11 protein-coding genes are annotated in these 13,686 nt (G+C 61.5%); 10 read left to right on the forward strand and 1 reads right to left on the reverse strand.

Features of this window, described 5'->3' with window-relative positions; all coding sequences use genetic code 11:
• Positions 1 to 137: 137 nt before the first annotated feature.
• Positions 138 to 1,289 carry a putative ABC transporter substrate-binding protein YdcS gene (gene ydcS / locus FFH90_RS06250; protein WP_018926690.1) on the reverse strand — a complete coding sequence of 384 codons (1,152 nt, stop codon included), beginning with the start codon at positions 1,287 to 1,289 and terminating at the stop codon, positions 138 to 140.
• Positions 1,290 to 1,588: 299 nt separating this feature from the next.
• Here ydcS and FFH90_RS06255 point away from each other — a divergent pair, with 299 nt between their 5' ends.
• The 10 genes from FFH90_RS06255 to FFH90_RS06300 all read left to right on the forward strand — a co-directional run bounded on the left by FFH90_RS06255 (position 1,589) and on the right by FFH90_RS06300 (position 13,653).
• Positions 1,589 to 3,211 (forward strand): methyl-accepting chemotaxis protein, encoded by a 1,623-nt coding sequence (locus FFH90_RS06255; protein ID WP_018926687.1) that lies wholly within the window; start codon positions 1,589 to 1,591, stop codon positions 3,209 to 3,211.
• Complete coding sequence (locus FFH90_RS06260; RefSeq protein WP_138866862.1) at positions 3,211 to 3,747, forward strand: chemotaxis protein CheW; 537 nt, start codon at positions 3,211 to 3,213, stop codon at positions 3,745 to 3,747. Before FFH90_RS06255 ends, FFH90_RS06260 begins: the two co-directional genes overlap by 1 nt.
• Positions 3,744 to 5,018: a protein-glutamate O-methyltransferase CheR gene (locus FFH90_RS06265; RefSeq protein ID WP_138866863.1), complete on the forward strand. Its 1,275-nt coding sequence runs from the start codon at positions 3,744 to 3,746 to the stop codon at positions 5,016 to 5,018. Before FFH90_RS06260 ends, FFH90_RS06265 begins: the two co-directional genes overlap by 4 nt.
• Positions 5,015 to 5,698, forward strand: coding sequence for a chemotaxis protein CheW (locus FFH90_RS06270; protein WP_018926684.1), 684 nt, complete (start codon positions 5,015 to 5,017; stop codon positions 5,696 to 5,698). The genes FFH90_RS06265 and FFH90_RS06270 overlap by 4 nt, the downstream gene beginning before the upstream one ends.
• Positions 5,695 to 8,004 carry a hybrid sensor histidine kinase/response regulator gene (locus tag FFH90_RS06275; protein ID WP_138866864.1) on the forward strand — a complete coding sequence of 770 codons (2,310 nt, stop codon included), beginning with the start codon at positions 5,695 to 5,697 and terminating at the stop codon, positions 8,002 to 8,004. Before FFH90_RS06270 ends, FFH90_RS06275 begins: the two co-directional genes overlap by 4 nt.
• Positions 8,001 to 9,011, forward strand: a complete 1,011-nt coding sequence (locus FFH90_RS06280; protein ID WP_018926682.1) for a chemotaxis response regulator protein-glutamate methylesterase — start codon at positions 8,001 to 8,003, stop codon at positions 9,009 to 9,011. The genes FFH90_RS06275 and FFH90_RS06280 overlap by 4 nt, the downstream gene beginning before the upstream one ends.
• A 48-nt stretch (positions 9,012 to 9,059) precedes the next feature.
• The gene (locus tag FFH90_RS06285) at positions 9,060 to 10,061 is read left to right on the forward strand and encodes a PleD family two-component system response regulator (protein WP_018926681.1); all 1,002 of its coding nucleotides are present in this window, start codon (positions 9,060 to 9,062) and stop codon (positions 10,059 to 10,061) included.
• A 106-nt stretch (positions 10,062 to 10,167) separates the two neighbouring features.
• Positions 10,168 to 11,263, forward strand: a protein-coding gene (gene prfB / locus FFH90_RS06290) for a peptide chain release factor 2 (protein ID WP_096481021.1) whose coding sequence is annotated in 2 segments (ribosomal slippage) — positions 10,168 to 10,239 and positions 10,241 to 11,263 — 1,095 coding nt in all. Because the reading frame shifts where the segments join, the coding sequence is not laid out codon by codon here.
• A gap of 68 nt (positions 11,264 to 11,331) precedes the next feature.
• A complete protein-coding gene (gene lysS, locus FFH90_RS06295; protein WP_018926680.1) occupies positions 11,332 to 12,834 on the forward strand; it encodes a lysine--tRNA ligase in 1,503 nt (500 codons plus the stop codon).
• Positions 12,835 to 12,948: 114 nt separating this feature from the next.
• Positions 12,949 to 13,653, forward strand: coding sequence for a TetR/AcrR family transcriptional regulator (locus FFH90_RS06300; RefSeq protein WP_138867657.1), 705 nt, complete (start codon positions 12,949 to 12,951; stop codon positions 13,651 to 13,653).
• The last annotated feature ends 33 nt before the right edge of the window (positions 13,654 to 13,686 follow it).

The raw sequence follows: 13,686 nt of genomic DNA on the forward strand, positions 1-13,686 counted from the left end.
CATTGGGCTGCGTAGCAGCCCTGAAAAGGAGAGCGCGGTTTATCTGTTAGACCGCGGTGACTGGTTCCAGGGCGGCTTCGCCACCCAACGGGGGCAAGCCCCCTCGCCACAAAGCACCCTCGCCACAAGGGGGTGTATTACCTGCCTCCCATAATCGCGATGTAGTCCTGGGTCCAACGGCTATAAGGCACGTACTTGCCACCCTCAGCCTGCGGGGTTTTCCAGAAGGCGATCTTGTCGAACTGGTCGAAACCGTTGGTCTTGCACCCCTCGGCCCCCAGCAGTTCGCTTGCCTTGCACGCCGCCGGAACCGCCGGCAGCGAGCCGAACCAGGCGGACACATCGCCCTGGACCTTCGGCGTCAGCGACCAGTCCATCCACTTATAGGCGCAGTTCGGGTGCTTGGCTTCGGCGTGCATCATGGTGGTGTCGGCCCACCCGGTGGCGCCTTCTTTGGGGATGGTCGAGGCGACTGGCTGTTTCTCGTTCATCAGGCCGTTGACCTGATACGGCCAGGAACTGGAAGCCACCACGCCTTCGTTCTTGAAGTCACTCATCTGCACGGTGGTGTCGTGCCAGTAGCGGTGGATCAACTTTTGCTGGGCGCGCAGCAGGTCGAGAACGGCCTTGTACTGTTTTTCGTCGAGCAGGTAAGGGTCCTTGATGCCCAGTTCCGGCTTGGCGGTTTTCAGGTACAGCGCCGCGTCCGCGATGTAGATCGGGCCGTCATACGCCTGCACGCGGCCCTTGTTGGATTTGCCGTCGGGCAGCTTCTGCTCTTCGAGTATCACGCTCCAACTGGTCGGCGGCTGTTTGAACACGTTGGTGTTGTACATGAGCACATTCGGCCCCCATTGGTACGGGGTGCCATAGGTTTGCTTGTCGACCACGTACCACGGCCCATCCTTCAGGCGCGGATCGAGATTCTTCCAGTTGGGGATCAATGCGGTGTTGATCGGCTGGACGCGCTTGCCGGCGATCAAGCGCAGGGAGGCATCGCCGGACGCCGTCACCAGGTCGTAACCGCCCTTGGCCATCAGGCTGACCATCTCATCGGATGTGCCGGCCGTCTTGACGTTGACCTTGCAGCCGGTTTCTTTTTCGAAAGCGCTGACCCAGTCGTAAGCCTTGTCGCTTTCGCCCCGTTCGATATAGCCGGGCCAGGCAACGATATCCAGCTGACCTTCGCCGGCACCGACGGCTTTCAGCGGTTCGGCGGCCTGCAGGCTGGCGCTGGCCAGAAGCGCCGTGGCGATTGCACTGAGCAGTGCGGTCTTGTGTTCGAACATGGGGTTTCCCTCTTCTTTAATTAGGGTCGGGACAGCGTTGAACGGGGTAGTTCGCCACGAGTGGCTTGTTATTAGCGTAGTGCGCTTTGTGGGAGGCTGACTGAGGCCCGGCTGTGTCATGGGTTTATCCAGACTAGTGCCCGATGTCACGGTCGACAAATTTCCAATGCGGGACGTGATGTTTCTGTCGAATCCCTGCTTTTTATTGGCGGGATGAGAAACGATGCTCAGCGTCTTATAAATGAAACATCGCCCTCAGCTATACTCCCCCGCAATTTGACCCGCACCGAGGACTGACTGTGAAGAACTGGACGTTGCGCCAACGCATTTTGGCGAGCTTTGCGGTAATTATCGCAATCATGCTGCTGATGGTTGTGGTGTCTTTTTCTCGGCTGATGAAGATCGACGCCGGCGCAGAATCGGTTCGCACCGATGCGGTCCCGGGGGTGTATTACAGTTCGATGATCCGCGGTGCGTGGGTCGACAGTTTTAACCTCACCCAACAGCTTGTCGGCCTTTCCGGGCATCGTGAAATGACCGTCGCCGACCAGACCATGTACAAAAGTTTCGAAGAGCGCTTGAACGAGCAAATAGCCAACTACCGTAAAACCATTTTCACGGAGGACGATCGGGCTCTGTTCGAGGAGTTCGAAGTGCGTCATCAGCTCTACAACAAAGAGATGAACAACGTTATCGATCTCTATCAGCGCAAAGAGTACGACCAGGCGGTGCTTGCCCTGGAGCAAAAACTGACGCCGGCCTGGGTCAATGGGCGCATGCAATTGAACAGCCTTCTTGAAAATAATCACGCCCTGGCTGAACAATCCACGCTGGCCATCAGTGACGCGGTGACGGCCGCCAAAATCAGCATGGGCGTCTCTTTGCTGGTGGCAATCATCGCCGCCGGCCTCTGCGGCCTGCTGCTGATGCGCGCGATCATGGCGCCGATGAATCGCATTGTGGATATCCTCGAAGTCATGCGCACCGGCGATCTCAGCAGTCGCCTGAATCTGGATCGCAAGGACGAGTTCGGCGCGGTGGAAACCGGGTTCAACGACATGATGACCGAGCTCACCTCGTTGGTGTCCCAGGCCCAGCGTTCCTCGGTGCAGGTCACCACGTCGGTCACCGAAATCGCCGCGACCTCCAAGCAGCAACAGGCCACCGCCACCGAAACCGCGGCCACCACCACCGAAATCGGTGCGACATCCCGTGAAATTGCCGCCACCTCGCGCGACCTGGTGCGCACCATGACCGAAGTCTCCACCGCCGCCGACCAGGCTTCGGTGCTGGCCGGTTCTGGTCAGCAAGGCCTGGCGCGCATGGAAGACACCATGCACTCGGTGATGGGCGCGGCAGATCTGGTGAACGCCAAGCTGGCGATCCTCAACGAGAAGGCCGGCAACATCAACCAGGTGGTGGTGACCATCGTCAAAGTCGCCGACCAGACCAACCTGTTGTCCCTGAACGCCGCGATCGAAGCCGAGAAGGCCGGTGAGTATGGTCGCGGGTTTGCCGTGGTCGCCACCGAAGTGCGACGTCTGGCAGACCAGACCGCCGTGGCCACCTACGACATCGAGCAGATGGTGCGCGAGATCCAGTCGGCGGTGTCGGCCGGGGTCATGGGCATGGACAAGTTCTCTGAGGAAGTGCGCCGCGGCATGTCCGAGGTGCAGCAGGTGGGCGAGCAGCTGTCGCAGATCATTCATCAGGTCCAGGCGCTGGCGCCACGGGTGTTGATGGTCAACGAAGGCATGCAGGCCCAGGCCACCGGCGCCGAGCAGATCAACCACGCGCTGGTGCAATTGGGCGATGCCAGCAGCCAGACGGTTGAGTCCCTGCGCCAGGCCAGTTTCGCCATCGACGAACTGAGCCAGGTGGCCGTGGGGCTGCGTGGCGGTGTCTCGCGATTCAAAGTCTGATGAGCGAACTTACGGCCAGGCGCAGCGTGGCGATGCCGGCGAAGCAGTCGTTGTTTCTGGTGTTCCGCATCGGCAGCGAGCGCTACGCCTTGCAGGCCATCGAGGTGGCCGAAGTGCTGCCGCAACTGCCGTTGAAACCCATTCCCCGGGCGCCAGACTGGGTGGCGGGGGTGTTCGCCTATCGCGGCGCGGTGGTGCCGGTGATCGACCTCAGCGCGCTGACGTTTGGCCAACCGGCCCAGGCCCGCACCAGCACGCGGCTGGTGTTGGTGCACTATCGGCCGGATGAGGCAACGCCTGCGCAATTGCTCGGGCTGATTCTGGAGCAGGTCACCGACACGTTGCGCTGCAACCCGGCGGACTTTCAGCCTTATGGCCTGGACAATCGCCAGGCGCCGTATCTCGGCCCGGTGCGCGAAGATGCCCAGGGGCTGCTGCAATGGGTGCGGGTTGCCGATTTACTGGATGCACAGGTTCGCGCCTTATTGTTTCCCTCGCCGCCGCTGGACCTGGCGCAGTTTGAGGAGCAGGGATGAGCAGCGATCAACGGTTTTTCGATTTTCTCAAGGAGCGTATCGGCCTGGATGTCGGCTCGGTCGGCCCGGCGATCATTGAGCGCGCGGTGCGCCAGCGCATTACGGCGGTTCGGGCGCGGACGGCCGATGAGTACTGGCACACTTTGCTGGGCTCGCGCGACGAACAGCAGGCGCTGATCGAAGCGGTGATCGTCCCCGAAACCTGGTTTTTCCGTTACCCGGAATCCTTCGCCACGCTGGCGAAGCTGGCGGCCAAGCGGCTGGCGGCGATCAACAACATGCGCGCCCTGCGGATTCTCAGCTTGCCGTGTTCTACCGGCGAAGAACCGTACTCGATCGCCATGGCATTGCTTGATGCGGGGCTGGCGCCGCACCAGTTCAAGGTCGACGGCATGGACGTCAGCCCGCTGTCGGTGGAAAAGGCCAGGCTCGCGCTGTACGGCAAGAATTCGTTTCGTGGCCAGGACCTCGAGTTTCGCGAGCGCCACTTCACCGCTGAACACGATAACTATCGCCTCAGCGGGCGCGTGCTCGAACAGGTGCGTTTACAGGTCGGTAACCTGCTGGATCCGACCTTGCTGGTCAACGAGCCGCCCTATGACTTCGTGTTCTGTCGCAACCTGCTGATTTATTTCGACCAGCCGACCCAGCAGCAAGTGTTCGAAGTGCTAAAGCGCCTGACTCACGTCGATGGCGTGCTATTTATCGGCCCGGCCGAGGGCAGTCTGCTCGGCCGTTTCGGCATGCGCTCGATCGGTATCCCGCAGTCGTTTGCCTTCAGTCGCCAGAGCGCGCTCGAGCCGCCTGCGACCTTCGCGCCGATGTCGCTGCCAGTGCAGCAACCGTTGCGCAGCGTGACTCCGCCGCCTGTGCGCAGTCGGCCTTTTGCGACGGTCGTGCCGATGCCTCAGGCTGTCGCCATCCCTTCGGCCACTTCTTCGGACGCCGCCACGCTGTTGGCGAATATCGCCGCGCTGGCCAATGAAGGCAAAAGTGCCGAGGCCCGCTCCGCATGCGAAAGTTATTTGCGCAGTCACGAACCGGTGGCCCAAGTGTTCTATTGGCTGGGGCTGCTCAGCGATGTCGCCGGCAGTGCCCTGGAGGCCCAGGGTTTTTATCGCAAGGCGTTGTACCTCGAACCGCAACACCCCGACGCGTTGATGCACCTGGCTGCCTTGTTGCAATCCCAGGGCGACACGGCGGGTGCCAGACGATTGCAGGCCCGCGCCGCCCGCAGCGAGCGCGCCGCTGACAGTGAGCGTAAACGATGAACGCCTCCGACACCTTGAGCGTCACCCATGAAGATGCCCAGGCCATCGACGACTGCTGGAACCGCATCGGTATCCACGGCGATCAGTCCTGCCCGCTGCTGAGCGAGCACATTCATTGCCGCAATTGCGCGGTGTATTCGGCTGCCGCCACGCGCTTGCTCGACCGCTACGCCTTGTCGCAGGGCGACCGTGGGCAAATCTCCACGGTGGCCGAGAGTGAGGTGAAAACCCGCTCGCTGCTGATGTTTCGCCTCGGCGAAGAGTGGCTGGGCCTGGCCACTCGCAGCCTGGTCGAAGTGGCGCCACTGCAAGCGATCCATTCCTTGCCGCACCAGCGTTCCCGGGCATTGCTCGGTGTGGCGAATGTGCGCGGTGCCTTGGTGGCGTGCCTGTCTTTGGTGGAGCTGTTGGGGCTCGACGACACCAGTAGCGTGGCGCCCGGCGCGCGGGTAACGCCGCGGATGCTGATCATCGCCGCCCACGGCGGGCCGGTGGTGGTGCCGGTGGACGAAGTGGACGGGATTCACGCCATCGACGAGCGCATTCTCGATGCCGCGTCCCAGTCCGGCACCCAGGCCAGCGCCAAATACACCCGCGGAGTCTTGCCATTCAAAGGTCGCAGCCTGCGTTGGCTGGATGAAGAGCAGCTGCTGTCTGCCGTGACCCGGAGCCTCACATGACCCCCGACCAAATGCGTGACGCCTCCTTGCTGGAGCTGTTCAGCCTGGAAGCCGAGGCCCAGACCCTGGTGCTGAGCGCCGGTCTGCTGGCGCTGGAGCGTGATCCGACCCAGGCCGATTACCTCGAGTCGTGCATGCGCGCGGCCCATTCGCTCAAGGGCGCGGCGCGGATTGTAGGCGTCGATGCCGGGGTCAGCGTCGCCCACGTGATGGAGGATTACCTGGTCAGCGCCCAGGAAGGGCGCCTGTACCTGCGACCCGAACACATTGATGCGCTGTTGCAGGGCACCGATCTGCTGATGCGGATTGCGACGCCGAACAATGCTCCGGCGCCTGCGGATATCGACGCTTACGTCGTCTTGATGGGACGGCTGCTTGAACACATGGCGACGGTTGCCCCCATCGCGCTGCCGATGGCAGAACCTCAGATCGAACCGTCGACACCCAGGGTCGAGCCGCCCGTTCGTGCCGCCGAAACACCCGTCGAAACACTCATTGAAACACCTCAGGCAGAGCCCGCCGAGCCTGCGTCCAAGACCAGGCGCGCCACTGACACTGGCGAGCGCGTATTGCGTGTCACGGCCGAGCGCTTGAACAGCCTGCTCGACCTGTCGAGTAAATCCCTGGTGGAAACCCAGCGCCTCAAGCCGCACCTGGCCACCATGCAGCGCCTTAAACGCATGCAGAGCAATGGCCTGCGGGCGCTGGAAAGCCTCAACGTTCATCTCAAGGACCATGCCTTGAGCCTCGAAGCCCAGGAAGCCTTGGGCGATGCCCGCCGATTGCTGGCCGAGTCCCAGCAATTGCTGGTGGAAAAAAACGCCGAACTGGACGAGTTCGCCTGGCACGCCAGTCAGCGCGCACAAGTGTTGTATGACACCGCGCTGGCCTGTCGCATGCGGCCGTTCGCCGACGTGCTGAGCGGTCAAGTACGCATGGTCCGCGATCTTGGGCGCGACCTTGGCAAACAGGTGCGGCTGGAGATCGAGGGCGACAAGACCCAAGTCGACCGAGACGTACTGGAAAAGCTCGAAGCGCCGCTGACACACCTGCTGCGCAATGCGGTGGATCATGGCATCGAAACCCCGGAACAGCGACGCTTGGCGGGCAAGCCGGAGGAAGGCGTGATCCGTTTGCGAGCCTCCCATCAGGCCGGTCTGCTGGTGCTGGAGCTGAGCGATGATGGCAATGGCGTCGACCTGGAAAAGGTCCGCCGCACGATCGTCGAGCGGCAGTTATCCCCAGCCGAGACTGCCGCGCAGTTGAGCGAAGAAGAGCTGCTGACGTTCCTGTTTCTGCCGGGTTTCAGCCTGCGCGACACGGTCACCGAAGTGTCCGGGCGCGGCGTCGGGCTGGATGCGGTTCAGCACATGGTCCGGCAGTTGCGCGGCGCCGTGGTGCTGGAGCAGACGGCGGGCGCGGGCAGTCGTTTCCATCTTGAAGTGCCGCAGACGCTGTCGGTGGTGCGCAGTCTGGTGGTGGAAGTCGGTGACGAGGCGTATGCCTTCCCGCTGGCGCACATCGAGCGCATGTGCGACCTGGAGCCGGAAGACATCGTGCAGGTCGAAGGCCGGCAGCACTTTTGGTACGAAGGCCGGCATGTCGGGCTGGTCGCCGCCAGTCAGCTGTTGCATCGGCCGGCGAGCCAGAACAGCGCGCAGACCCTCAAAGTCGTGGTCATGCGCGAGCGCGAGGCGATCTACGGGGTGGCGGTCGAGCGGTTTATCGGCGAGCGGACGCTGGTGGTGCTGCCGCTGGACGAGCGTCTGGGCAAGGTACAGGACATTTCCGCCGGGGCTTTGCTCGACGACGGCTCAGTGGTGCTGATCGTCGACGTCGAAGACATGCTGCGTTCGGTGGACAAACTGCTCAATACCGGGCGTCTGGAGCGCATTGCCCGGCACGCCAATCAGGCCGTTGAGGCCGCGCGCAAACGGATTCTGGTGGTGGACGATTCGCTGACCGTTCGTGAGTTGCAGCGCAAGTTGCTGCTCAATCGCGGCTACGACGTCGCCGTGGCGGTGGACGGTATGGATGGCTGGAATGCCCTGCGTTCGGAGGATTTCGATCTGCTGATCACCGACATCGACATGCCGCGCATGGACGGCATCGAGCTGGTGTCTTTATTGCGTCGCGACAATCGCCTGCAATCGCTGCCGGTGATGGTGGTGTCCTACAAGGACCGCGAAGAAGACCGTCGTCGTGGACTGGACGCCGGCGCCGACTATTATCTAGCCAAGGCCAGTTTTCATGATGACGCCTTACTGGATGCAGTCGTTGAGCTCATTGGAGGGGCGCGAGCATGAAAATCGCCATCGTCAACGATATGCCCATGGCGGTAGAGGCCTTGCGCCGCGCCCTGGCGTTCGAACCGGCGCACGAGGTGGTCTGGGTTGCCAGCAACGGGGCCGAGGCGGTGCAACGTTGCACCGAATACACCCCGGATCTGATCCTGATGGACTTGATCATGCCGTTGATGGACGGCGTGGAAGCGACCCGGCGGATCATGGCCGAGACCCCGTGCGCGATCGTCATCGTCACCGTCGACCGTCAGCAGAACGTGCACCGGGTGTTCGAAGCCATGGGCTACGGCGCGCTGGATGTGGTCGATACCCCGGCGCTGGGCGCTGGTAACCCTCAGGAAGCCGCTGCGCCGCTGCTGCGCAAGATCCTCAACATTGGCTGGTTGATCGGTGACCACAGCAATCGGGAGCGATCGGCACCGAGCCCGCACCGCAACTCGGCCTCGCGCCAGCACCTGGTGGCGATCGGTTCGTCCGCTGGCGGGCCGGCGGCGCTGGAAGTGCTGCTCAAGGGCCTGCCCCGGGATTTTTCGGCGGCCATCGTGCTGGTCCAGCATGTGGATCAGGTGTTCGCCGCCGGCATGGCCGAATGGCTGGCCAGCGCCAGCGGCCTGGACGTGCGCCTGGCCCAGGAAGGCGAACCGCCGCAAAGTGGCACGATCCTGCTGGCCGGTACCAATCACCACATCCGCTTGCTGAAAAACGGCACGCTGGCCTACACCGCCGAACCGGTCAACGAGATCTATCGGCCGTCGATCGATGTGTTTTTCGAGAGTGTGGCCAATTACTGGAGCGGTGATGCCGTGGGCGTTCTACTGACCGGTATGGGGCGTGACGGCGCCCAGGGGCTTAAACTCATGCGCCAACAGGGCTACCTGACCATCGCTCAGGACCAGAACAGCAGTGCCGTGTACGGAATGCCCAAGGCGGCCGCAGCCATCGACGCTGCCGTGGAAATCCGTCCACTGGACAAGATAGCGCCACGTTTGCTGGAGATTTTCCAAAAATGACTATCATTAGCAGCAATCGTGGCCCAAGCAGTACTCAGGTGACCGCACATGAATGAATTACAGCTCGACGACTTCAAAACCGACGAAAACGCCGCCATGGTGTTGTTGGTGGACGATCAGGCGATGATCGGCGAGGCGGTGCGCCGTGGTCTGTCGAACGAAGAGAACATCGACTTCCACTTCTGCGCCGACCCGCACCAGGCCATCGCCCAGGCGATCCGCATCAAGCCGACGGTGATCCTTCAGGACCTGGTCATGCCCGGCCTGGACGGCCTGAGCCTGGTGCGCGAATACCGTAATCACCCGGCGACCAAGGACATTCCGATCATTGTCCTGTCGACCAAGGAAGACCCGCTGATCAAGAGCGCGGCGTTTGCCGCCGGGGCCAACGATTACCTGGTCAAGCTGCCGGACAACATCGAACTGGTGGCGCGCATCCGCTATCACTCGCGCTCCTACATGACCCTGCTGCAGCGTGACGCGGCGTACCGTGCGTTGCGGGTCAGCCAGCAACAGTTGCTCGACACCAACCTGGTGCTGCAACGCTTGATGAACTCCGACGGCCTGACCGGGCTGTCGAACCGTCGGCACTTCGACGAATACCTGGAACTGGAGTGGCGGCGTTCGTTGCGTGACCAGACGCAATTGTCGTTGCTGATGATCGATGTCGACTATTTCAAGTCCTACAACGACAGTTTTGGCCACCTCGAAGGCGATGAAGCCCTGCGCAAAGTCGCCACGGCCATTCGCGACGCCAGCGCCAGGCCATCGGACCTGCCGGCCCGTTACGGCGGCGAAGAGTTCGTCCTGGTCTTGCCCAACACCTCGCCGGGCGGTGCGCGGCTGGTGGCGGAAAAACTGCGCCAGACCGTGGTCGGATTGAAGATCCCGCACGTTTTCCCGACCGAAGGTTCGTGCCTGACCATCAGCATCGGCCTGTCGACCGTGATCCCGCAGCCGGGCAGCGACTGCCGGCAATTGATCTTGGCGGCGGACAAGGGGCTGTACCTGGCGAAGAACAATGGGCGCAATCAGGTGGGAATAGAATGAACCGGCAGGTTCATTTGCCCCTAAAGCCGCCAGGCGGGCTGCCTTGACAGCGTGATTACGTTATACTCGCCGGCTTTCAAAAGTTCGCCAACGAGTGCTGCCCGCCATGGAAATCAACCCGATCCTTAACAGTATCAAGGACCTGTCCGAGCGCTCCGAAACTATTCGGGGGTATCTTTGACTACGATCAAAAGCATGAGCGTCTGACCGAAGTCAATCGCGAGCTTGAAGATCCGAGTGTCTGGAACAACCCTGAGTACGCTCAGAACCTGGGTCGCGAGCGCTCTGCGCTGGCCCAGATCGTAGAAACCCTCGATGAAATGTCCAGCGGTCTGGCCGATGCCAAGGACCTGCTGTTGATGTCTGCCGAGGAAGAAGACCAGGCCGCCGTCGACGACGTAGCCCTTGAAGTGGAGCGCTTGCGCGAAGCCCTCGAGAAGCTCGAATTCCGTCGCATGTTCAGCGGCGAGATGGACCAGAACAACGCCTATCTGGACATCCAGGCCGGCTCCGGCGGTACCGAGGCCCAGGACTGGGCCAACATCCTGCTGCGCATGTACCTGCGCTGGGCGGATAAACGCGGTTTCGACGCGACCATCATGGAATTGTCGGCCGGTGAAGTCGCCGGTATCAAAGGCGCGACCGTGCACATCAAGGGCGAATACGCCTTTGGCTGGCTGCGTACCGAAATCGGCGTGCACCGTCTGGTGCGCAAGAGCCCGTTCGACTCCGGCAACCGTCGTCACACCTCGTTCTCGGCCGTGTTCGTGTCGCCGGAAATCGATGACAACATCGAAATCGACATCAACCCGTCGGACCTGCGCATCGACACCTACCGCTCCTCCGGTGCCGGTGGTCAGCACGTAAACACCACCGACTCGGCCGTACGGATTACTCACGTACCGACCAACACCGTGGTCAGCTGCCAGAACGAACGCTCCCAGCACGCCAACAAAGACACCGCGATGAAAATGTTGCGGGCGCGCTTGTACGAGCAGGAAGTGCAGAAACGCAATGCCGCCTCCCAGGCCCTGGAAGACACCAAGTCGGACATCGGCTGGGGTCACCAGATCCGTTCGTACGTGCTCGATGCCTCGCGGATCAAGGATCTGCGCACCAACATCGAACGCAGCGACTGCGACAAGGTGCTCGACGGCGACATCGACGAATACCTGGTGGCGAGCTTGAAACAAGGGCTGTAAGGCACGCCCTACAGCGATCCCCAGCCGAAGGCTGGGGGCAACGAATCTGTGATGGAATTTTTAAAGACATGAGCGACCTACAACTCGACCCGCAAGCCCTGCAACAGGAAGAAAACTCCCTGATCGCCCTGCGCAAGGAAAAGCTTGCTGCCGAGCGCGCCAAGGGCCAGGCCTTCCCCAACGACTTCCGCCGCGACGCCTACTGCGAAGACTTGCAGAAGAAGTACGCGGACAAGACCAAGGAAGAGCTGGCAGAGGCTGCGATCCCGGTCAAGGTTGCCGGTCGTCTTATGCTCAACCGTGGCTCGTTCATGGTGATTCAGGACATGTCCGGGCGCATCCAGGTTTACGTCAACCGTAAAACCCTGTCCGAAGAGACCCTGGCCGCGGTGAAAACCTGGGACCTGGGCGACATCATTGCCGCCGAAGGCACCCTGGCCCGTTCCGGCAAGGGCGACCTGTACGTTGAAATGACCAATGTGCGCCTGCTGACCAAATCCCTGCGCCCGCTGCCAGACAAGCACCACGGCCTGTCCGACACCGAGCAGCGCTACCGCCAGCGTTACGTCGACCTGATCGTCAACGAAGACGTGCGCCAGACCTTCCGCGTGCGTTCGCAAGTGATTGCGCACATCCGCAGCTTCCTGATGAAGCGTGACTTCCTGGAAGTCGAAACGCCGATGCTGCAAACCATTCCGGGCGGTGCGGCGGCCAAGCCGTTCGAAACTCACCACAACGCGCTGGACATGCAGATGTTCTTGCGCATTGCGCCGGAGCTGTACCTCAAGCGGCTTGTTGTTGGCGGGTTTGAAAAAGTCTTCGAAATCAACCGCAACTTCCGTAACGAAGGCGTTTCGACCCGGCACAACCCCGAGTTCACCATGCTCGAGTTCTACCAGGCCCACGCTGACTACGAAGACAACATGGACCTGACCGAGGAACTGTTCCGCGAACTGGCGCAGCTGGTTCTGGGCAGCACCGACGTGCCTTACGGCGACAAGGTGTTCCACTTCGGCGAGCCGTTCGTGCGCCTGTCGGTGTTCGACTCGATCCTCAAGTACAACCCTGAACTGACCGCTGCCGACCTGAACGACATCGACAAGGCCCGCGCCATCGCCAAGAAGGCCGGCGCCAAGGTGCTCGGCTTCGAAGGCCTGGGCAAACTGCAGGTGATGATTTTCGAAGAACTGGTCGAGCACAAGCTGGAACAGCCGCACTTCATTACCCAGTACCCGTTCGAAGTGTCGCCGCTGGCCCGTCGTAACGACGAGAACCCGAACGTCACCGACCGTTTCGAACTGTTCATCGGCGGCCGTGAAATCGCCAACGCCTACTCCGAGTTGAACGACGCGGAAGACCAGGCCGAGCGCTTCATGGCACAGGTGGCCGACAAGGATGCTGGCGACGATGAAGCCATGCACTACGACGCCGACTTCGTTCGTGCGCTGGAGTACGGCATGCCGCCGACCGCCGGTGAAGGGATCGGCATCGACCGTCTGGTGATGTTGCTGACCAACTCACCGTCGATTCGCGACGTGATCCTGTTCCCGCACATGCGCCCGCAAGCGTAAATGTTTCAATTAAAAAGCCGCCTAAAACAGGCGGCTTTTTATTGCCTGTCTGGTACAAACGTATCAATTGGTTACTTTTGACGTTAGAGAGGAATACCTGTCGTGAATCGTGCAATTGCTCCAGAAGGTGCAGCGGATATCGCCACTGCGGTCGCTGAAAGTGTTCAGTACCAGGGCCGCAAGGCCAGCCGACAGGGCAGCGAACAGCGTCGACAGGACATTCTCGACGCGGCGATGCGCATTGTCGTGCGCGATGGCGTGCGGGCCGTGCGGCACCGTGCGGTGGCAGCCGAGGCCTGTGTGCCGCTGTCGGCCACCACTTACTATTTCAAGGACATCGATGACCTGCTCACCGATACCTTCGCCCAATACGTGGAGCGCAGCGCGGCATACATGGCCCGGTTGTGGGCCAGCAACGAAGGCCTGTTGCGCGAGATGGTTGTCAGCAGTGATGGCTCCGCTGAGTCGCGCTCACAGCTGGCGGACGATATCGCACGGCTGATGGCTGACTATGTTCATCGGCAACTGATCAATCGCCGCGAGCACCTGATGGCCGAGCAAGCCTTCCGCCAGGAAGCGTTGCTCAACCCGCGTCTGGCGTTGTTGGTGCGTTCCCATCAGCAAATTCTCTTGCAGGGCACCTGCCAGCTTTTCGAAGTATTGGGTTCCCGCGAGCCACAACAAGATGCCAAAGTGTTGACGGCGATTGTCGGACGGATGGAATATCAGGGCCTGCTCAACGATGCCGAGCCTGTTGCCGAAGAGGAAATGCTCGGCATCCTGACCCGCTACATGCACCTGGTACTGGCGTCGGTGTAACCCCTTGTGGGACTCAACCCTGTGGGAGAGTGG

Source organism: Pseudomonas sp. ATCC 43928, from assembly GCF_005938665.2.
Lineage (GTDB): Bacteria > Pseudomonadota > Gammaproteobacteria > Pseudomonadales > Pseudomonadaceae > Aquipseudomonas.

Excerpts from the sequence above, each read along its gene's own strand:
- FFH90_RS06285 (WP_018926681.1), top strand. The coding sequence starts at position 9,060 with ATGAATGAATTACAGCTCGACGACTTCAAAACCGACGAAAACGCCGCC.
- FFH90_RS06280 (WP_018926682.1), top strand. The coding sequence starts at position 8,001 with ATGAAAATCGCCATCGTCAACGATATGCCCATGGCGGTAGAGGCCTTG.
- FFH90_RS06270 (WP_018926684.1), top strand. The coding sequence starts at position 5,015 with ATGAACGCCTCCGACACCTTGAGCGTCACCCATGAAGATGCCCAGGCC.
- lysS (WP_018926680.1), top strand. The coding sequence starts at position 11,332 with ATGAGCGACCTACAACTCGACCCGCAAGCCCTGCAACAGGAAGAAAAC.
- FFH90_RS06260 (WP_138866862.1), top strand. The coding sequence starts at position 3,211 with ATGAGCGAACTTACGGCCAGGCGCAGCGTGGCGATGCCGGCGAAGCAG.
- FFH90_RS06265 (WP_138866863.1), top strand. The coding sequence starts at position 3,744 with ATGAGCAGCGATCAACGGTTTTTCGATTTTCTCAAGGAGCGTATCGGC.
- ydcS (WP_018926690.1), bottom strand. The coding sequence starts at position 1,289 with ATGTTCGAACACAAGACCGCACTGCTCAGTGCAATCGCCACGGCGCTT.
- FFH90_RS06275 (WP_138866864.1), top strand. The coding sequence starts at position 5,695 with ATGACCCCCGACCAAATGCGTGACGCCTCCTTGCTGGAGCTGTTCAGC.